The following is a 19,176-nucleotide window of genomic DNA, read 5'->3' on the forward strand; positions in this document are numbered from 1 at the left end:
AGATGTGTATAAGCTACAGGTTGTTCTCCGGGTGGGGTTGTTCTCCGGAGGGGGGCTCCGGGTGGTGGACGAGGCACAGGCTGTTGCTCCGTACGCATGGCGCGAGGGCGGCGGAGAGGCTGATTGCACACGGCGGGGCACCCTCTACGGGCGAGCCGCCCATCCGGCGGTTGCACAGACTCGTGCTCGGCCCAGGGCAGTGCGGAGACGGGAGCGAGCGGCCACACCATGTCTGGTGAAGGCCGCTGTGACGATCGGGCCGCCCCGCTGGGGCTCGGCGTCGAGGCCGAGCGCCTCCGCGCTCGCCCCCGCTCTCTGAACTCGGCCAGCACTAAGCGGAGTTGCTCGCGGCAGAGTCCCGGCCCACGGCCTGAGGATTCCGGCCCGTGCGGAGCCTGCCCGTGGGTGCAGACTCCTGGTTCGTGGCGGAGACAGCGGACATCTGGACGACGTCGACGGCGCCTGCCATCTTGCCCCCATGACGCCACGGGGGACTGACCACGAGGCTTTCGCGCTGGCCCTTGACCACGCCTGGCGCTGGTACGAGAACCGGCGGGGACGGGCCTACCAGATACTCAACGCGTTGCTGGTCGGCCTCGCGGTCCTGGCCACCGCCTATGCGGCGGCTCTGAACGCGGACATGCACGCCGCGGCGGGAGTGATCAGCCTGCTGTCGGGCGTCATCCTCGTCGCGGCGTATACGGAGAGCATGAGGCTTCAAGAGTCGGCGGTCCTGGCGGAAGACGCGGTCAAGGAGATACAAGGGCACCTGGCGACGACCCTCGGCATCGCCTCGCTGCGCCTGATCGAACGCGAACAGGCTCTCCACCAGCCGGGCAGGCTCGGCTGGTTGCATCCCGTTGCGAGAGTGCTGGTGTGCCTGGGGGTGCTCGTGGCGCTTGGTGGCGCGGCCTATACGTGGGCGGCGACGCCCTGATGGCGCACGGATCAGCCGCAGCCGCACCCGCACGGATCAGCCGCACCCGCACCCGCTGCCGCTGTCGCTGCAGCACGAGCCCGCCCCCTGGGCGCTCGCGCCGAGGGTGTCGGCGTCGGCCTTGACCACGTAGACCTCCCAGGGCTCCTGGCCGGGCCCGTGCACCCACACCTTGTCCTGAAGGGCGTAACAGCAGGAGGTGTCGTTCTCCTCGAACGTCGCCAGACCGGCGTCCTTGAGGCGGCCCGTGGCCGCGGTGACCTGGTCGGTGGACTCGACCTCGACGCCGAGGTGATCGAGGCGGGTCTCCTGCCCCGGCTCTCCCTCGATGAGGACGAGCTTGAGCGGGGGCTCGGAGATCGCGAAGTTGGCGTAGCCCTCGCGTCGCTTGGCGGGTTCGGTGCCGAACAGCTTCGCGTAGAAGGTGATCGACGCTTCGAGGTCGCTGACACGGAGGGCGAGCTGAGCGCGGGACATGGCGGTACTCCCATTCGCTTGCATTGATGTCTGTCAATGTCTGTCGATGCAACATTGCGCGCTGGATCGAAGACTGTCAACATAGAAGTATGTCGAAGCAAGAGCTTGTGGTGTTGGGGCAGACCGATGGGACCGACGCGTGCTGTCCGGGGCTGCTGACCGCACCGCTGGACGAGGAGCAGGCCGTCGACCTGGCGAAGGTCTTCAAGGCGCTCGGTGATCCGGTGCGTCTGCGGCTGCTGTCGATGATCGCCTCGAAGGCGGGCGGCGAGGTCTGCGTGTGTGACCTGACCCCGGCCTTCGACCTGTCGCAGCCGACGATCTCGCACCACCTCAAGCTGCTGCGGCAGGCCGGTCTGATCGACTGCGAGCGCCGTGGGACCTGGGTCTACTACTGGCTGCTGCCGGAGATGACCGACCGCCTCGCGGGCATCCTGACCCGCCCCGCCGGCACCCCGCTGCCTGCCTCCTCGGCGACGACGGGCACCACCCGCACCCCGCTGCCTGCCTCCTCGGCGACGACGGGCACCACCCGCACCCCGCTGCCTGCCTCCTCGGCGACGACGGGCACCACCCGCACCACCCGCACCACGGGCACCGCCTCATGAGCGCGGCCGCACCTGAACAGAGCGTGGCGGGTCGGCTGTCGTTCCTGGACCGCTACCTGGCCGTGTGGATCCTCGCCGCGATGGCCGTCGGCCTGGGCCTCGGCCGCCTGATCCCGGGCCTCGGGGACGCACTGGCCACGGTGACCGTGAGCGGAGTGTCCCTGCCGATCGCGCTCGGCCTGCTCGTGATGATGTACCCGGTGCTGGCCAAGGTCCGCTACGACCGCCTCGACACCGTCACCCGCGACCGCCGCCTGCTCCTGCCGTCACTGCTGCTGAACTGGCTGCTCGGCCCGGCCCTCATGTTCGCCCTGGCCTGGCTGTTCCTGCCGGACCTGCCCGAGTACCGCACCGGCCTGATCATCGTCGGCCTGGCCCGCTGCATCGCCATGGTCATCATCTGGAACGACCTCGCCTGCGGGCACCGTGAAGCGGCGGCCGTCCTGGTCGCCCTCAACTCGGTGTTCCAGGTGATCGCGTTCTCCGCGCTCGGCTGGTTCTACCTCCGGACGCTGCCCGGCTGGCTGGGCCTGGAACAGACCGGACTCGACGTGTCCGTCTGGGAGATCGCCCGCAGCGTCCTGATCTTCCTCGGCATCCCGCTCGCGGCCGGCTACCTCACCCGCCGCATCGGCGAGAGGACCAAGGGCCGCGCCTGGTACGAGGCGAAGCTGATCCCGCGCATCGGCCCGTTCGCCCTGTACGGCCTGCTGTTCACCATCGTCATCCTCTTCGCCCTCCAGGGCGACGCCATCACCAGCCAGCCCCTGGACGTGGCCCGCATAGCGCTGCCGCTGCTGGTCTATTTCTCCCTCATGTGGGCCGGATCGATGCTGCTGGGCAGAGCGGTCGGCCTCGACTACCCGCGTACCACCACGCTCGCGTTCACCGCGGCGGGCAACAACTTCGAACTGGCCATCGCCGTCGCCATCGCGACGTTCGGCGCCTCCTCGGGGCAGGCCCTGGCCGGGGTCGTCGGCCCACTCATCGAAGTGCCGGTCCTGATCGGTCTGGTGTACGTGGCGTTGCACGCGCGCCGCTACTTCCCGTCCTCAACTGCCCCCGCACCACGGGAGGAACCCACCCATGCCTGACGCCCCTCGACAACCGTCGGTGCTGTTCGTCTGCGTCCACAACGCCGGACGCTCCCAGATGGCGGCCGCCTTCCTCACCCACCTCGCCGGTGACCGCGTCCAGGTCCGCTCAGCCGGCTCGGCCCCGGCGGACACGGTCAACCCGGCCGTGGCCGAAGCGCTCGCCGAGGTCGGCATCGACATCTCCGCGGAGGTGCCCAAGATGCTCACCACGGAGGCCGTCCAGGCCTCCGACGTCGTCATCACGATGGGCTGCGGCGACACCTGCCCGGTCTTCCCCGGCAAGCGCTACGTCGACTGGCAACTCCCCGATCCCGCAGGCCAGGGCGTCGACGCTGTCCGCCCGATCCGCGACGAGATCGAGCAACGCATCCGAAGCCTGATCACGGAGATCGCCCCGGCGGTTCAACCCCATCCCGCTCTCCGACAGCCCGACCCGGGATGATGGACTTCACGCCCTCGAACAGGCCGATGGGCCTGCTGTACTACGTTGCCGTGCAGCAGGATCCGGGCCGGGTGAGGTCATGAAACGGGAACAACTCGAACGGCTGCTGGCCGATGGTGACGAGACGTCGTCGGCCGCGCTGGCTGCTCTCCGCGCCGGCGCTTCCCACGTTGTCTGGGAGGGAACGACGTCCGCGGAATCGCTCGCAAGGGTCTACGGGCGCCGACTCCGTCACACCCTGCGGAGGGGCATCGAGACCTCCGGCCTGGCGCAGGCCGTGCGACGCCTCGACCTGCACAGCCGACCGGTCCGACTGGGGCAGATCAGGGCTGCAGACGGATCGTGGGTCTTCATGCTGTTCCTCGATGAGGACGGCAGCAAGCTGGTGGCGTGCACCGGCGTTCGGCGCCCCCAATAGACGCCTTCCCTGCGGCCCGTTGCGCCGGGATCCCACGGTCGACACGCTCCGAGCGGAAGGGACGCCGAGGCCAACTGGGGGGCGACGTGAACGACTTCTACTCTGTGGCTGCGCAGATCATCCCCGTACTGCTTCTGACACTGGTGCTGGAATCCCCCCGTCGTCTGCGCGACTTGTTTCCCGGCACACCAGCACGTGTGCGCCGCGGACTTGCCCTCTTCAGCGCACTGCTCTGGCTTTCGGTTCTTGCCGAAGTGCTCGCGCTGGGTGGTCTGTCCTTCGACGAGGAGCGCTTCCCCGAGCTCAACACGGCTGTGGGGATCTTCGTCTGGAGCGACGTACTGGTTCTGACGGGGGCAATCGCCTGGGTCGCGGTTCGAACCCTCCAGCGGACCTTTCGTGACGGCGGTGACTCGGGCACCTGAAAGTGGATCACCGCCGATTCCGGAACAACCACTATCCTGCGAAGCTCGTCTGGTCGAGGCGGAGTTGGGCGCCTGACCTGCGGGGGAGTGGCTTCCGGGCCCTCGTGGCTTGTGCTCCGTTCCCCGTCGTTCCCCGTGGCTCTCCGACCAACCTGGCACGGATCTGGCACGGGAATTCTGGTCCGTTGAGGTCCGGTGCCGCCCGCCGCTGTTCGCTCCTGTCGGCGTCAGCTACTGGTGCCAGACATCGGCATCCCGATTGACAGGGGCCCGGACGATTGGAGGCATGGCCCGAGGTTCAGAAACGGCCATTCGTGAGGCGAAGGTGTCTAAGTTCCCCGTGGCCAAACCAGGCAATGACATTTACGGCAGTGGCGGTGTCTTCCACGAGTAATGGTCAAGAGCTGTGGATCGGTGGGCGGAGCAAGGGCGAGGTGCCCTCGTGCTGTCGTGGTTCCATCGATGGTTCGGTGAGTGCCGAACCGTCCGGCCGGTAGCGTGCCGAGTCCTGTGCGGGAGATGCCCGCGCTGGTAAACGCCGGAGGCGACCCGATGTCGGGGACAGATCTGAAGCAGCAGCTCGCCGAGCGATTCCGCGAAGTCAACGGCGACCATCCGATGATCGATACCGATGACGCATACGTCAGCGCGCAGTTCGTTGCCCTGGAGGAACTGTGCGCAATTCATGGCCGCGATGCCGATGCGGTCCGCCGGCTGATGCTGGGGCAGCATCTGCCGCTTCCGGGATATCTGCGCTCCGACGGTGCCGAGATGGTGCCGGCCGACCTGTTCGCTCTCGCCGACGAAGCGGGCGGCGTAGAGCTGCTCGAAGCGTGGTTCACCGCTCACTGGGCCGACCCGATCACCGGGAAGGCGGAGTGGAATGCGTATCTCAGCGGACAGTACGTGTGCCTGCACTCGGTGACCCCGGCCGCCATTCAGCGCAAAGATTTCCTGACGACTGCGATCAGCGCCGCAGCGAACGAGCCGGATGCCGGTTCAGCACGGTGGTCTGAGCGGCTGCACGCACTGGTCGACGAACTCGACACGCTGGAACCGGCGTTCACGGCCTACGACCGTCTTCGGTTCGGCGGACCCACGTCCCGGGACACCTGCATCGACGCCCCGCGTGCCCGCTTCCCGCGCCCGTGACCCGGATCCATGGGTGGCGTTCTGCGGATCGGTTGCGATCGCTCATGCCGCGCGGGCTTCGGGACGCTCGACGAGGTGGCCGCGTTCGAAGCGGGCTCCGGCGCGGACGCGGGCGACGAGGTGGGGCGCGTTCACGGCCCGCCACCGGGCCTGGGTGGACTCAACAAGCTTGAAGACCATCGTCAGGGCTGCAGTGCGGGAGCCGGCGCCACGGGTGACCTTGGTCCGCAGCCGGACGGCGGCGAACGTGGACTCGATCGGGTTGGTCGTTCGCAGATGGATCCAGTGTTGGGCGGTGACCAGGGCTGCGTACTCGGACCGCTGTCCGCCCACCCCGCATATGTGGACGCACGCTCGATCTTCACCCAGCTCGACATCCCCCGCCGCGTCGCCCAGCTCGACCTGTCCCTCGCGGTCGTCGCGGAGATGTCCGGCAAGCTGGACACGGCCGCCCACACCTACCAGGCCCTCGCCGTCGACGACAGGCTCTCCCGCCGGGACCGTGCCAGGGCCCGCCTCTGGGTGGGCACTGCGCTGAGCAAGGACGGCAACCACGACTACGCGACCCGCGTCATGCAGGCCGCAACTCGAGAGTTCGAGGACCTGACCGAACCCGACGACTGGTCGGTGGCCCACCAGAAGCTCGCCCTGGCCCGCCGAGGCGTCGGCGACCTCACCCGGGCCCTGTACTTCATTGACATCGCCCGCCGCAGCGGGTGCACCGATTCACCGATGCAACGCGTACGAATGGACACCGCTCACGGCCACATCCTCCTCTCCGACAGGGCGACCCGGGATGATGGACTTCACGCCCTCGACCAGGCCGCTGGAACAGCCGCGCAGTACGGACTCGTGCACCAACTGCGCAGCATCGAGGGCGTCAAGGCCAGCAGCGAGGGGCCGACAGGGCTCCGGCAACGGTGATCAGAGAGACCCACGCGTGAGCGACAACCACAAGGCCATCACCGAAGAGCAATGGCACCAGGCGAAGTTGATCTGGGATCACCACCAGATGCACCACGAGGCCCGCGCCGTCGACGTGGCGATCGGCCTGGGCAGCCACGACCTCGGCGTAGCCACCCGTACGGCCGAGCTGTACCGCGCGGGGCTCTTCCCGCTCCTGGTCTTCACCGGCGGGAACAGCCCCACCACCCGCTCCCGCTTCCCGCGCGGCGAGGCCGTGCACTACCGCGAGCACGCCATCGACCTCGGCGTCCCCGCCTCCGCGATCCTCCTGGAGCCGAACGCCGCGAACACCGGGCAGAACATCACCCTCTCCCGCGACGTCCTCGCCGCCGCCGGCGTCGCCCCGGCCACCGTGCTGCTGGTCTCCAAGCCCTACATGGAACGACGGTCCTTCGCGACCGCCCGCAAGCTGTGGCCCGAGGCCGAGATCGTGTGCGCATCGGAGCCGCTGGAGTTCGACGACTACCTCAAGAGCATCGGTGACGAGAAGCTGGTGGTGGACATGCTCGTCGGCGACCTCCAGCGGGTGATCGAGTATCCGCAGCTCGGGTTCGCCATCGAGCAGGAGGTCCCGGAGGACGTGCATGCCGCGTACGAATCCCTCATCCACGACGGCTTCACCAGCCGCCTCATCACTCCCTGAACCGCAGTGCCGGACGGGCTCTGTGTAGTGTCCTGACTGCGTGGCGGGTCCGCTCCGAGAGGCTCGCCGACCTGGCCGCCGACACCGGCGCACGCCAGTATCTCTGCGGAACCGGCGGCATGACCCACCTCGACCGTGTGCCGTTCACCGGCCAAGGCGTGGCCGTCTTCCGTTCCGCCGCCGATCACTATGGGCGATCGTGCTTGGCGGATTGGGCCGGAGCGGGTCGGAGACTGGCGCGTTGGTACGGGAGTGGGGAGGGTCGCCTTGGGAGGCACGGCGGCGCCGATAGGGAGTAGTGGTGCTCATGGCGGATGCGCGTGGTGGGCTGGGCGAGGCTTTCCCGCTCGGGGGGATGACTCTCTATCCCGTGCCTGAGTCGGTGCCTCGGGCGCGGCGGTGGTTTCGGAAGTTCACGGCTTCGTACGACCTGGCGTGCTCGATCGACGACTGCGTCCTGATGCTCTCAGAGTTGGTGACGAACGCCGTCCTCTACGGCGGGGCCGAGGAGTCCTGGCGAGTGCGTGTCGCCTGGTTCCGGGAGGGGGAATCCCTACGGGTCGACGTGCACAATCCGGGCTTCCCGGCCGACGTCCGTCTACGTGACCCCCATGCCGACGACGCGCATGGGCGAGGGCTGCTTCTGGTCGATGAGCTGTCCGACGATTGGAGCGTCGGCCCCAGCCGCTTCGGCGGCACCGTCGTTTCCTTCACGATTGATGCGGCCTGGAAGCCGTGATGCGGCACGTGCCTGGCGTGGGCTAGACGAGTTTCACGCCGTCGTGGGCGCGGATGGCCGGTGGGGATGCCGCGTCGAGTGCGTCCAGGACGCGGATCGCGTAGGCCTCGTCGGTGAGTTCGGTGACTTCTTCGCGGGTGGCCCAGTGGAGGGCTCGGGTCTCGTCGCCGGTCGTGGGCGCGCCGCCGGTGGCCTCGCAGCGGAAGACCAGGGCGACGACCAGGCCCGTCATGTTCTTGTAGATGCCGGTGAGGGGCGCGGGGAGCGCAATCCTGATGCCGGTCTCTTCGAGGACTTCGCGGTGCAGGGCTTCGGGGATGGTTTCCTCGGGTTCGAGGATGCCGCCCGGGGGCTCCCAATGGCCGTTGTCGCGGCGCTGGATCAGGAGGGCTCGGCCGAGGTCGTCGACGATGACTCCGGCGACGCTCACCGAGTGCGGACGGTCAGCGCTCACGAAGTCCTCGGCCCTCTTCCGGATCCGAGCGGGTGGCTGGGTGCCCCGCCGCAGCGACGCACGTGACGCTACCCCGGCATCAAGTCCCGTCGGCGGAAGCGGTCAGACGTCCGATCACCGCGGGTCGCCCGGAATCGTTCGGATCCAGGCGCGGAGTTTCCAGCAGGCGATGGGAGGGGCCGTCAGCATGGCAAGGAGCCACAGGCCCACGCTCGCGGGGGAGACCAGGGTGTACTCCCAGCGTGGTGGGAGCAGGGCGGGGAGCGCGATCAGGATGGTCAGGGTCAGCCATGTGGCCAGGATGGTGAGTACGGCCTTGGAGATGATCACGGCTGTGTGCATTGGGCCCCCGGACGTCCGGACAGCAAAAGACCCCCAGGTCGATGACCAGGGGGCCTGAGACAAGAGCGGGTGACGAGAATCGAACTCGCACTCTCAGCTTGGGAAGCTCGGGTCTTTCAGACAGATTACTGGGCTGAGCTGCGGCGAAGCAGCCAGGCCACTGGCCTGGGCTGGCAGACTACGCCCCGCCATTCCCCGTGGTTCCCCACACGACCTGGCACATGAATGGCACGCACCCTCATCCTGGCACCGTCCTGGACGGCTGACTCGCCGGAGTGCCTGAGCCGCAACCGACGAAAGTCAACCACGATGGCGAGTGCGTCGGCCGGCCAGGCGCGCGTGTGCCACCGCTACCAACCACCGGGCCTCAGCCACGCTGCTCGGTAACGTCCGTCAGAGTGAGCCGTAACGGCGGACGCGTGCTGCCGAGGCCTGGAGCAGTGGCTGCTTCGTCCCGAAGCAACTGGGGTGAGGGCGCTGCCTTGGGCTGGTGTGGCTCTCACCTGCGCTGACGGTCCATAGACGTTCGCGCTTGTCCGCTGGTGTTCGTCGGCGTTGTCACGCAGTTAAACACTCTTGCTCCGATGGATTCGGTCGCAGAGTTCTGGCACGTGCGTAGCGAGGCTGGTTGAACGTTGGCTTCACTTTGGGGCATGGAACCTCAGTGGTTGGGCCCGTGGGCGGAAGACCACCATCGCATAGACACAGCATCGGCGCGGGGCGCGTGTTCCTGGGCTGCGCCGTGCCGTGCGCCTGCAATGTGGAGCGTTCGCGTCGTGGACACTGGCGGCGAGAGCTGGTGGGCTGTCTGCGCGGAGCACGCTGCCTCTTCTTCGGTGCTGTCTTCCGGCTTGCCGACTGAGTAGCACACGGCTCCGGAGGGGCCTTGTCTCTCCAGAGTTCCGCCTGGTCAACTGCCTGATCCTGGGTCCCCGCAACGGACTCGTCCGCGAGTAGTCCACACCGAATGCAGAGCGTCACTGCCGAGCACATCCGAAACAACTGAGCACACTAAGAAGCGCAACCCAGCGCACCGGGTCTCACAGGTCATCTAAAACGCCAAACGCCCCCACTTGAGCGTGACTTACGGGATCATGAGTCAGTAGTCATCAGCCTTGAGTTGGGGGGATCTGTGTACAAAGAGGTCGAGTCTGCCGACGGAAAGTCCTTCTTCCTGGTCGAAGTCATACCGCTGGCAGTCGAGAACTTTGATCAGTCGAAGCTGCTCAGAGGCGCTGGGAGGTCGGCTCAGCAGGCGCTCAGTGGGCTGCGGGACGTGGGTGAGGCGATCGTTCAAACCTGCGAAGACGTATCCGCAGCTATCCGTGATCGGTTCGGGGACTCGCCACCAAGCGAGTTGGAAGTCCGCTTTGGGGTATCTCTCTCGGGAGAGGCGGGCGTGCCGCTGGTGGGGAAGGTCAAGGCTGACTCAACCTTCGAGGTCCGAGCCAGATGGACGCCGTCGACGTAGAGGTTACGGGTCAACACATCCAGACCTGCGGTGGTAAACCTAGCCTCATCGAGTGACATTCGTGAACCACTAGGGGCATCCCCCCTGGTTGACAGCGTGCCCTCTTGGTAACCTCGCGGCATGAGTGCGTCAGCGGGGCAGGATAAGGCAGGTCTCAGTCCGACTGAGAGGGCACTGCTAGAGGTGATGGATGCTGGCCTCAGAGCGGATACGCAGGCCGTTCGTGAGCAGTGCCGGCGTCTCATGCGGCGTCCGCCTGAGGACGCTAACCACGCTGTGACCCTACGTGCCGAGCTGAGGGCTCTGCTCACAGCGTCACAAGCGCAGAACCCGCTCCGCGGTGTCGACGTAGCGCAAAGTGCTAGGGCAGTCGTTCCGGAGACGACAAATCTGCCAAGAGACCCTGAGACTAACCAAGTTCTGCTGCGTGTGGCGGAAACCACCGGGAGTCATGGCCCAGTGTTGGACGACGCCACGCGAGAGCGGGTGGATGCGCTCATTGCAGAACGTCCCGTGCGTGAGGCGTTGGTGGATGTTGGGCTTCAGCCTTCACGGAGCGTCCTTCTTAGTGGGCCGCCTGGCGTTGGCAAGACTCTCACCGCAGCTCATATCGCTAGCCAGATGAAGCAGACGTTGTTGGTTGTCGACTTGGCTTCGGTGATGTCCAGCTATCTAGGACGCACCGGGCGAAACCTTCGATCCATCCTTGATTTCGCTACGCAGAATGAATGCGTCCTTTTTATTGATGAATTTGATGCTCTGGCGAAGCGTCGCGAAGATGATTCAGATGTCGGTGAACTCAAGAGGTTGGTCAATGTTCTGTTGCTGGAACTTGACCGCTGGCCAGCTGGTAGTTTTCTGATTGCTGCCACGAATCATAAAGAACTCTTGGATTCTGCAATCTCCCGGCGGTTCGACGTCCTGATAGAGCTCCCTCTTCCGGCGATCGGCGAAAGAAAGCTTCTCATCTCATCTCTTCCTGCAATTATTTCCACCGCGGTATCTGACGATACGTGTGGCCTCATGGCACTAGCAACGGACGGTTTTTCGCATTCAGACATTGTGCGTTTGTGTAACGGCACCGCCAGGGAATCAATTGTGCGAAACGGTGACCTGTCTTCACTCGAAGAGGATCTTGTGCGCCTAGCTGTTCCAAAACTACGTGCATTGGCTGGTGAGGACGCAAAAATCCGAGAAAAGGTAGCGGTCGCAGCTAGCGTGCATCTAGGGCTCTCGAATCGGAAAATCGCCAACATTCTTGGTGTAAGCCATCCGACCGTCAGCAGGGTGATCTCGACATTCCGGGAGCGCGAACAGTAGTACGTTTCCACTATTGGGGGGGAAATGAGTACAGGGTCTGGCGGACGCATCCTCGTAGGAGGAGAGCACATGTCGGAAATGATTGACAGGGCAGGTGGAGGAGGAAGTAAGTACCACCCGTACACCCTGGAGGACTCACAGAGAATACTCGGTCCGCAGGTGCAAGTGTTACGAAACGCTGCTCGCAGTTTGGACGGCAGTCTACGTGCGGACCATGTAGTTTTTGAGGTCAAGCTGCTGCCGAATTATCTGGCGAACAGCTACTTCCCCGACAGGTTGGTCAAGCTACTTGGTCTTACTGCTCTGGGGTCTCGCCCCGCAACGGGCGATTTAATACTCCGCAGCACAACGGAATTTGATGTACCAACTAAATCCTTAATCGTGGCGGGCGGCAATGACAGCCTTGAGCAGCTGACGCATATTCTCTCAGGGAATTCTCTCAGTCGCCGGGAAAAGGGAGCTGCGGAAGATCTGAGGAGGTTCTCCGATATACACCTGCCGAGGGTTGCTGAGGTCGTGCGAGGTTCGACCGGTGCCGCTACGGAACCCGTCGGGGGGCGGGAGCCGTTCGAAGCAGTTCTGCATCCCGATCCTGATCTTCCTGGAATTTCAAGGCGACCTCTGTCGGGTGAAGTGTTTGAAAAATTCGAACGATATATTCGGAGCCTGGGGGGTGAGGTTGTCAGTGATAGGCGCGATGTCGTGGGTGGACTAACGTTCGTTCCGGTGCTTCTCCCTTCAAATAAGGCGAAGGCGGCTGCAGCTTTTAATCCATTACGCTCGATACGGAAAATGCCGCGCATTCGCCCTGTGCCAGCGATTCCACTTCGGTCGGCTCCCGGTGTTTCTAAGCCTGCGCCACCGCCTGCTCGGGCTGACGCTCCTGAGGTGCTCATCTTTGATGCTGGCGTGGAAGTTAACGGTGACTTCTTCGCAGGTTCGGTTAACCAAGTGGACCTGAGTGGAAGGCCAGGTTTTCCTGGCTCCATAGAACACGGTAGTGCTGTAACGGGCGCCGTGCTATACGGGAGTGTCGAGGCAGGAAGTAGCCTCCAGTCTCCGCAGGTACGAGCTACTCACTTCCGCTGCATCCCAGGGCATGACACTGATGGGGCTGAGCTTTACTGGCTTCTGGATCAAATCCAAAAGCAGGTGGCAGACAGTGATGCAATGATAGTTAATCTCAGCCTTGGACCAGAGGTTCCAGTGGACGATGGCGAACCGCATCGTTGGACGGCTGTGTTGGATGCGCTTGCCTACGAAAGGGACATCCTCTTTGTTGTTGCTGTAGGGAACAACGGAGAGGAAGACGGGGCAGGCGAAAACCGAGTCCAAGTGCCCGCCGATATGGCAAATGGGCTCAGTGTCGGAGCTTGTGACCGACCGCATCCGGAACTGATGTGGTCGAGGCCGTCGTACAGTGCGATTGGTCCTGGCCGCCCGGGGGCGACGGTTCAGCCGGCAGTGCTGGCCTTCGGTGGGGATTCTGATCTCCCCTTTGCGCGATTGATGGGTGACGGGCGGCTCTCGTACGACTGGGGCACTAGCTATGCCGCACCCTTGGCGGCACATGGTTTGGCTAAGCTCAGTACTCAGTTAGGTGACCGGGCAAGTGCCTCTGCCCTGCGGTCTTTCGCAATTCATTTCGCGGAGCCCCATGCTGATTCAGGTCATATTCTTGAATCGGGATATGGGAGACTTCCCGTCGACTTCTCCGATGCGCTTCTCTGCTCTGATCGCCAGGTGACTGTCCTCTATCAATCCTCGATTGAGCGAGAGCAGATACTGGGTTTTACGTTGCCAGTTCCCGGAGGAATAGACAGGGGAAAGGTGAAGGTGAAGTGGACGCTTTCCTACGCTTCATCTACGGATCCCACGGAGGCTGTAGAGTACACCGAGTCTGGCCTGGAATTTACTCTGCGCCCTCACTCCGAGGTGTACGGTTTTAGAGATCCTGAAAAGTCCAGTCGAATTATCAAGGTCAATATCCGAGAAGAAGCCGATCGCGTTGCCGACCTGCTTGAAGAAGGTTGGAAAATGAGTCAGCAGCCAGTTTCTCGCTCCCAGAAGGTGGGCCCAAAGGCGTCGGAGTCCAATCGTCGCCGAGGGGGAAAATGGGAAACTGTAATGCAGGGGCAGGATTGCCTGATGGCGTCAAGCCTCCACCTGCCGAGACTCGACATCGAGTTTCTTACCCGTGAAGGGGGGGTGCTCACTAGAGATTCCCCTCCCGTTGAGTTCTCGCTAGTAGTAACCGTTGAGTCGCTGTCTGGGCTACCGGTCTACGATCTGGCAAAAGTGGATTTCCCTGTGCTTTCAGAATTGCCAGTTCCCGTTCCGCTGCGACTTCGGACATAGGTTGGTGGAGCGGCTTTGGGCGGGAGCTGCCATGGGGTGAGTGATCATGGCCCCTTAAGCTTCCGGCGAGTCGGGCAGTCTGTGGACCTGCCCGTTAAAGCACGACGTTGGGGCCATGATCTTCGAGGCTCGCCCCATGGTGGCTGCCTAAAGCCGTGGAGCCGACCGCCCCAGCCACGATGTACCCTTTCTCTCAGAGTTCAGTTGGCTGCCAGCTCTTGTCGCGCGGCCCGGTGGACCGGGCTGCAGCGGGGCGGAGACAGGAGCGGCGGCCCGGGGAGCCGGGCCGCGCGCGGTGAGCGGAGCGAGCCGTCTTGAACCAGTAGAGAAAGTTGTAACTCAGTCGGATCCGTAGGGCTTGGAGTCCAAGTGGGCTCCGCATGAGCTGAGTTCAGACTTCTTCTGGTGACCCGCGAGGGGCAGGAAGAGCACCGGGCGGATCGTCCACGTCACGCGCATGCCTGCGTAGGTCACTGAAAGCGTGCGGGGTTCGGCGTCAAGGAGTGCTCGTCTGGTGTCGATGCGGCTCTCGTAGAGCCAGTCCCACGTATCTGTGGGGGCGTTCGGGGCGAGCTCCTTCGTGATGACGTGGAGTGCTGTGGGGAGCCAGCCGTCCGCCTGGGCTGCCGAGTAGGCGCCGAAGGCTGTCGTCACCGTCGGGTGGTCCGGGCTCGTGAGGTCCTCCGCCCAGCACTCGCACCAGAAGCCGCGGTAGAGGTCGGCGGCGCTCAAGTCGGTGTTCAGCATGGGCGTCCACCAGGCGGTTGTGAGTCCGTGAAAAGTTCCGCTGTCACCGTGTGGCCGCCGTCGCTGTTCCGCACCACCACCCGGTGGGCCAGTGCGCTGACCATGCCCAGGCCTCGCCCGTGGGTCGCTTCCTCGTCCGGATGCTTGGCTTTCGGGGCCGTCTCTGCGTCCCCGCCATCCGTGATTGACAACGCGATGACCTGGGCGGAGACCGCCAGTGCCAGATGGAAACTGCCCGCTGGCCGGCCACTCGCCGTGTGCAGGATCGCGTTCGCGCCCAGCTCGCTCACGATCAGTTCCGCGTCCTCGGCCAGCGGCGATCCCGCGAGGATGTCGCGGGTCCAGCGGCGGGCTCTGCTGACCTCTTCGGGGAAACCTGGGCAAGTGAGGCCCCAGACTCGGGCGGTGCTCGTATACTCGTGCATACAAGTTCCTTCGTGCTGGTAGGCCGCCATGTGCAGCGGGTTCGAGCTAGACGAGTTCCACGCCGTCGTGGGCGCGGATGGCCGGTGGGGATGCCGCGTCGAGTGCGTCCAGGACGCGGATCGCGTATGCCTCGTCGGCGAGTTCGGTGACTTCTTCGCGGGTGGCCCAGCGCAGAGCGCGAGTCTCGTCGCCGGTCGTGGGCGTACCGTCGGCGGCCTCGCAGCGGAAGACCATGGAGACGATCAAGCCCGTCATGTTCTTGTAGATGCCGGTGAGGGTCGCCGGAAGCACGATCTTGATTCCGGTCTCTTCGAGGACCTCGCGTTGCAGAGCCTCGGGGATGGTTTCCTCGCGTTCGAGGACGCCGCCCGGAGGTTCCCACTTGCCGTTGTCACGGCGCTTGATCAGAAGGGCCCGGCCCTGGTCGTCGACGATGACTCCGGCAACGCTCACGGAGTGCGGACGGTCAGTGCTCACGGTCCTCGACCCTCTCGGATGGCTAGGCTCTCCACCGTAGCAACAACACTCGCCCACTCGTCTAGATACCTAAAGGAGTACACGTGACGTCTCTCCCGAGCCTGCTCGGCGACATCGACCCCACGAGCGATCGTGCGGTGTTTCGACAGATCGCCGACCAGCTGCGCGAGGCCATCGACCGTGGGCGATTCAAGGAGAGCGAGAAGCTGCCCTCGGAGGCCGAACTCGTCGAGCACTACGGCGTATCCCGGATGACCGTCCGGAACTCCTTCTCCGTGCTGCAGGGCGAGGGCCTGGTCCACGCCGAGCATGGCAAGGGCGTCTTCGTACGACCGCGACCTCCCGTGCGACGGCTCGCCTCCGACCGCTTCGCCCGCCGCCATCGCGAGCAGGGCAAGTCCGCCTTCATCGTCGAGGCTGATGCCGCCGGTAGTCGCCCGCAGGTGGACAGCCTGGAGGTCAAGGAGGAGAAGGCCAGCCAGGACATCTCCACCCGGCTCGGCTCGCTGCGGCGGGTGCTCGCCCGACGGCGCCGGTACTTGCTCGACGGGCGCCCGGTCGAGTTCGCCACCTCCTACCTCCCGCTCGACATCGCACGCGGTACGCAGATCGCCGAGCCCAACCCCGGCCCCGGCGGCATCTACGCCCGCCTCGAAGAACTCGGCCACCACCTCGACCACTTCGAGGAAGAGATCCGCGCCCGGATGCCCTCGCCCGCCGAAGTGCGGACGCTGCGGCTGGCCTCCGGCGTGCCCGTCATCAGCCTCATCCGTACCGCGTACGACACCGAAGGGCGGGCCGTCGAAGTGTGCGACACCGTCATGGCGGCGGACGCTTACGTCCTGTCGTACCAACTCCCGGCCACCTGAGGGCTGGTGCGCGAGACCGACGCTCCCTTCGGACTCGTACATCCCAACAGGCCTACTCGTGTAGACGAGTTGGCAAGTCGTATGGCAAGGTGATCGCCACGCCCTCGGAGATCGGGTTCGCGTGACGCATCTTGTATAGACGAGTAGATGGGGAGTCTGTCTTGCGCACCATCCGTGTTGAGACCTCAGCCGCGACGATCCTGCTCACCGAGGCCCCCGAGCCCAAGGTCCGCGACCGGCAGACCGGCGAGATCGCCAAGGACGCCAAGACCGGTGAGGCCCTGATGACGATCGGCGTCGTGTACATCGAGGACGGGGAGTCCTCCCTCGTGAAGGTCACCATTCCCGAGGGCGGGGTCGCCGAAGAGCTGGCCCTTGGTGCTCCGGTCTCGCTTCCGGGGCTCCTGGCCCGGCCCTGGGAGAGCGTCTTCAACGGTCAGCAGCGGCATGGCATCGCGTACCGCGCCGCTGCCGTCACCTCCGCCGCCTTCCCGAACGTGGCCGGGGCTGCGGCCTGATGAACGAGCTCGCGACGTTCCTGGAGGTGGGTGGTCCCGTCGCCGCGCTCGGCGCCGGTGCCGCCTACATCCGGGCCCGGCACCCTCGCGTGCACTGGTCCACGTTCGGCTTTCCCATATCCACGGCCCGACTTCTCGGTTCGTACGGCTCGGTCATGGAAGCCTGTGGCCTGACCACGGCTCCCACCCGATTCCGGCTGCTGGCGCTCAAGGCCACCGGTCGGGAGGTCCGTCCAGTGCCGCCGCGCATGCGGGGCATCCGGCCCACGTCGACCGGGCTGCGGTTACGCCTGAGGCTCGCTCCGGGACAGGAACCCCACGACATCGCAGCCTCCACTGAACGGCTCCGTCACGCATGGGGAGTTCACGCCGTGTACGTCAGGTCGGTCAAGCCCGGTGTGGTCGAGCTGAGGCTCGTCGGCTTCGACGTACTGCGACGGGTGCGGATGCCGCGCAAGACGGTCGGTACGGGGCTTCTCAAGGTGCCGGTGGCCCTGCGCGAGGACGCCACTCCCTTCGTACGTGACTACCGAGTGGTCCCGCACCAACTCACCCTCGGCGCCACGCTGTCCGGCAAGTCCATGTACCTGCGGAACCTCATCACGGGACTGGCCTCGCACCCCGTCGCCCTGGTCGGCATCGACTGCAAGCGCGGCGTGGAACTGGCGCCCTTCGCACCGCGGCTCTCCGCTCTCGCCACCGACCCCGACCAGGCCGCCGAACTCCTCCCCGTACTCATCAAGGAGATGGAGGATCGATACGACCTGATCAAAGCCCGGCAAGGGTTCGCTCCGGGGACGTTGGATGAGGAGATCACCTCCGACGTCTGGGGACTGCCTGAGCAGGAACGCCCCGTACCCATCGTGCTGTTCGTCGATGAGGTCGCCGAACTCTTTCTCGTTGCCACGAAGAAGGACGAAGAGCGGCGGGACGAGATGGTCACCCAGCTCATCCGGCTCGCCCAGCTCGGCCGCGCCGCCGGGATCTATCTGGAGGTCTGCGGCCAGCGTTTCGGTGCCGAGCTGGGCAAGGGGGCGACCATGCTGCGGGCCCAGTTGACCGGCCGCGTCTGCCACCGCGTCAACGACGAAGCCTCCGCGAAGATGGCCCTCGGTGACATCGCCCCCGAAGCGGTCTCCGCGGCCTGCGCCATCGCCCCCGAGTCGCCCGGCCTCGCCGTGGCCGGGGACACCTCCGGTGGGTGGTCCCGCATCCGTACGCCGCATCTCTCCCTCGGCGATGCCGCCGAGATTTGCCGCCAGTCGGCGGACCTGGTCCCTGACCTGCCCGCGTTGAACCGCTTCCGGCCGACCGTCGCGCCCGCACGGCCTTCGCCCGGTTCACCCGCTCCTGTCGTGCAGCCGCGCCCGCTGACCGACTAAGCCGCTCCTGCTTCTCGGCCGACGCGACCGTCTCGCGCCACGTCCCTACCCCTCCCATGCCTGAACCCGGAAGGAGCCGCCGCATGCGTGCCCAACTGGCCCGTGTCGACGCGGTGCTCGTCCAAGCGGTCATCGCGGCCGCCCTGTCCTTCGCCCACCTCCACGACGTCGCGTCGGCCGCGGGGCAAGACGGGTGGAAAGCCTGGGCCTACCCGGTCTCGGTCGACCTTCTGCTCGTCGCCGCCTGGCGTCGGCTGCGTACCGGCGACGCCAAGACCGCTGGGTGGTGCTGGTTCCTCATCGCACTCACGGCCTCGCTCGGTGCGAACGTCGCCACAGCCGGACTGCTCGACATGGAGGCCGTGCCGGCCTGGCTGCGCATCCTCGTCGCGGGCTGGCCCGCGGTGGCCTTCCTCGGCGGAACGCTGCTCGCGCACTCGGCCCCGCAGGAGGCAACGGTCGTCGAGGACGTCCTCGTCCAGGAGGACGCCGACGAAGCGCCCGCCCTGCCCACCGCCGAGCCCGCCCCGGCAGTGGTATCCGTCCCGCCCGCGTTGATCGACCACGCCCGCAAAGTCGCCTCCGAGCACCACACCCGCACCGGCACACCCATCGACGTCCCGACCCTCCGCACCCGCCTCGGCGTGCCCGCGCCCATGGCCGAAGCCATCGCCACCCACCTGTAGGACACCCACATCCGAGAGGACAGCAACGTGACCGCCAACCGCCAGTTCCGCTCCATCACTCGCACCGGTCCGGTCCAGGTCGGCACCTCGAACGGCGACCGGGGCCGTACTCAGCACACCGTCGCCTGCACCGCCCCGCGCTGCGGCTTCTCCGCCGACTACGACAGCCGGGCCGCCGCCGAGCTGGCCGCGCGAACCCACCGCTGCCCCGTGCGCTGAAAG

Annotated in this window: 22 protein-coding genes and 3 pseudogenes; 18 read left to right on the forward strand and 7 right to left on the reverse strand. The window is 65.6% G+C overall.

Translation table 11 applies throughout. The features are described from left to right. The first annotated feature begins 478 nt into the window (after positions 1-478). A complete protein-coding gene (locus tag AOK03_RS16215; protein WP_107098015.1) occupies positions 479-937 on the forward strand; it encodes a hypothetical protein in 459 nt (152 codons plus the stop codon). Between the two features lie 36 nt (positions 938-973). Here AOK03_RS16215 and AOK03_RS16220 read toward each other — a convergent pair whose 3' ends face one another. Further along, a complete protein-coding gene (locus AOK03_RS16220; RefSeq protein WP_055565972.1) occupies positions 974-1,414 on the reverse strand; it encodes an ArsI/CadI family heavy metal resistance metalloenzyme in 441 nt (146 codons plus the stop codon). A gap of 89 nt (positions 1,415-1,503) precedes the next feature. Here AOK03_RS16220 and AOK03_RS16225 point away from each other — a divergent pair. From AOK03_RS16225 to AOK03_RS16250, 6 genes and pseudogenes are all read left to right on the forward strand, one after another. Further along, positions 1,504-1,896 (forward strand): annotated as a pseudogene (locus AOK03_RS16225) (ArsR/SmtB family transcription factor); the annotation flags it as partial. Positions 1,897-2,018: 122 nt separating this feature from the next. Next, positions 2,019-3,116 carry an ACR3 family arsenite efflux transporter gene (arsB, locus tag AOK03_RS16230; RefSeq protein ID WP_055565973.1) on the forward strand — a complete coding sequence of 366 codons (1,098 nt, stop codon included), beginning with the start codon at positions 2,019-2,021 and terminating at the stop codon, positions 3,114-3,116. Beyond that, entirely contained in the window at positions 3,109-3,561 is a 453-nt protein-coding gene (locus tag AOK03_RS16235) for an arsenate reductase ArsC (RefSeq protein WP_055565974.1), read from the forward strand. The genes arsB and AOK03_RS16235 overlap by 8 nt, the downstream gene beginning before the upstream one ends. A gap of 79 nt (positions 3,562-3,640) precedes the next feature. Beyond that, a complete protein-coding gene (locus AOK03_RS16240) occupies positions 3,641-3,979 on the forward strand; it encodes a hypothetical protein (protein WP_055565975.1) in 339 nt (112 codons plus the stop codon). A gap of 86 nt (positions 3,980-4,065) precedes the next feature. Further along, positions 4,066-4,404, forward strand: coding sequence for a hypothetical protein (locus tag AOK03_RS16245; protein WP_055565976.1), 339 nt, complete (start codon positions 4,066-4,068; stop codon positions 4,402-4,404). 552 nt (positions 4,405-4,956) lie between these two features. Then, complete coding sequence (locus AOK03_RS16250; protein ID WP_055565977.1) at positions 4,957-5,556, forward strand: DUF6058 family natural product biosynthesis protein; 600 nt, start codon at positions 4,957-4,959, stop codon at positions 5,554-5,556. Positions 5,557-5,598: 42 nt separating this feature from the next. Here AOK03_RS16250 and AOK03_RS16255 read toward each other — a convergent pair. Further along, positions 5,599-5,850, reverse strand: a pseudogene (locus AOK03_RS16255) (IS256 family transposase); the annotation flags it as partial. On the opposite strand from AOK03_RS16255, the pseudogene AOK03_RS41890 reads away from it, so the two are divergent. From AOK03_RS41890 to AOK03_RS16270, 3 genes and pseudogenes are all read left to right on the forward strand, one after another. After that, a pseudogene (locus tag AOK03_RS41890) lies at positions 5,800-6,480 on the forward strand (hypothetical protein); the annotation flags it as partial. The pseudogenes AOK03_RS16255 and AOK03_RS41890 sit on opposite strands and share 51 nt — an antisense overlap. A gap of 16 nt (positions 6,481-6,496) precedes the next feature. After that, positions 6,497-7,165 (forward strand): YdcF family protein, encoded by a 669-nt coding sequence (locus AOK03_RS16265; protein WP_055565979.1) that lies wholly within the window; start codon positions 6,497-6,499, stop codon positions 7,163-7,165. Positions 7,166-7,472: 307 nt separating this feature from the next. Next, a complete protein-coding gene (locus AOK03_RS16270; protein ID WP_055566004.1) occupies positions 7,473-7,904 on the forward strand; it encodes an ATP-binding protein in 432 nt (143 codons plus the stop codon). 22 nt (positions 7,905-7,926) lie between these two features. Here AOK03_RS16270 and AOK03_RS16275 read toward each other — a convergent pair whose 3' ends face one another. Beyond that, complete coding sequence (locus AOK03_RS16275) at positions 7,927-8,334, reverse strand: NUDIX hydrolase (protein WP_055565980.1); 408 nt, start codon at positions 8,332-8,334, stop codon at positions 7,927-7,929. Positions 8,335-8,472: 138 nt separating this feature from the next. Beyond that, entirely contained in the window at positions 8,473-8,700 is a 228-nt protein-coding gene (locus AOK03_RS16280; protein WP_055565981.1) for a hypothetical protein, read from the reverse strand. 1,132 nt (positions 8,701-9,832) lie between these two features. Between AOK03_RS16280 and AOK03_RS16285 the strand changes: the two genes are divergently transcribed. The 3 genes from AOK03_RS16285 (at position 9,833) to AOK03_RS40915 (ending at position 13,849) form a co-directional block, all read left to right on the forward strand. After that, the gene (locus AOK03_RS16285) at positions 9,833-10,171 is read left to right on the forward strand and encodes a CU044_2847 family protein (protein WP_055565982.1); all 339 of its coding nucleotides are present in this window, start codon (positions 9,833-9,835) and stop codon (positions 10,169-10,171) included. Positions 10,172-10,630: 459 nt separating this feature from the next. After that, positions 10,631-11,491: an AAA family ATPase gene (locus tag AOK03_RS40910; RefSeq protein ID WP_167355612.1), complete on the forward strand. Its 861-nt coding sequence runs from the start codon at positions 10,631-10,633 to the stop codon at positions 11,489-11,491. Positions 11,492-11,560: 69 nt separating this feature from the next. After that, complete coding sequence (locus tag AOK03_RS40915; protein WP_157868960.1) at positions 11,561-13,849, forward strand: S8 family peptidase; 2,289 nt, start codon at positions 11,561-11,563, stop codon at positions 13,847-13,849. Between the two features lie 339 nt (positions 13,850-14,188). On the opposite strand, the gene AOK03_RS16290 is transcribed toward AOK03_RS40915, so the two are convergent. The 3 genes from AOK03_RS16290 to AOK03_RS16300 are packed head-to-tail and all read right to left on the reverse strand — an operon-like array spanning position 14,189 to position 15,475. Further along, positions 14,189-14,596 carry a hypothetical protein gene (locus tag AOK03_RS16290; RefSeq protein WP_055565983.1) on the reverse strand — a complete coding sequence of 136 codons (408 nt, stop codon included), beginning with the start codon at positions 14,594-14,596 and terminating at the stop codon, positions 14,189-14,191. Continuing rightward, positions 14,590-15,021 (reverse strand): ATP-binding protein, encoded by a 432-nt coding sequence (locus tag AOK03_RS16295; RefSeq protein ID WP_055565984.1) that lies wholly within the window; start codon positions 15,019-15,021, stop codon positions 14,590-14,592. Before AOK03_RS16295 ends, AOK03_RS16290 begins: the two co-directional genes overlap by 7 nt. 46 nt (positions 15,022-15,067) lie before the next feature. Continuing rightward, the gene (locus tag AOK03_RS16300) at positions 15,068-15,475 is read right to left on the reverse strand and encodes an NUDIX hydrolase (RefSeq protein WP_055565985.1); all 408 of its coding nucleotides are present in this window, start codon (positions 15,473-15,475) and stop codon (positions 15,068-15,070) included. A 107-nt stretch (positions 15,476-15,582) separates the two neighbouring features. On the opposite strand from AOK03_RS16300, the gene AOK03_RS16305 reads away from it, so the two are divergent. The 5 genes from AOK03_RS16305 to AOK03_RS16325 all read left to right on the forward strand — a co-directional run bounded on the left by AOK03_RS16305 (position 15,583) and on the right by AOK03_RS16325 (position 19,173). Continuing rightward, a complete protein-coding gene (locus tag AOK03_RS16305; protein ID WP_055565986.1) occupies positions 15,583-16,368 on the forward strand; it encodes a GntR family transcriptional regulator in 786 nt (261 codons plus the stop codon). Positions 16,369-16,529: 161 nt separating this feature from the next. After that, positions 16,530-16,886: an SCO3933 family regulatory protein gene (locus AOK03_RS16310; protein WP_055565987.1), complete on the forward strand. Its 357-nt coding sequence runs from the start codon at positions 16,530-16,532 to the stop codon at positions 16,884-16,886. Beyond that, positions 16,886-18,268: an FtsK/SpoIIIE domain-containing protein gene (locus AOK03_RS16315; RefSeq protein ID WP_055565988.1), complete on the forward strand. Its 1,383-nt coding sequence runs from the start codon at positions 16,886-16,888 to the stop codon at positions 18,266-18,268. Before AOK03_RS16310 ends, AOK03_RS16315 begins: the two co-directional genes overlap by 1 nt. A gap of 83 nt (positions 18,269-18,351) precedes the next feature. Then, positions 18,352-18,954 (forward strand): DUF2637 domain-containing protein, encoded by a 603-nt coding sequence (locus AOK03_RS16320; protein ID WP_055565989.1) that lies wholly within the window; start codon positions 18,352-18,354, stop codon positions 18,952-18,954. Between the two features lie 27 nt (positions 18,955-18,981). Continuing rightward, positions 18,982-19,173, forward strand: a complete 192-nt coding sequence (locus AOK03_RS16325) for a mobile element transfer protein (protein ID WP_055565990.1) — start codon at positions 18,982-18,984, stop codon at positions 19,171-19,173. Positions 19,174-19,176: the final 3 nt, after the last annotated feature.

The organism is Streptomyces atriruber (assembly GCF_001418325.1).
GTDB classification, from domain to species: Bacteria; Actinomycetota; Actinomycetes; order Streptomycetales; family Streptomycetaceae; genus Streptomyces; species Streptomyces atriruber.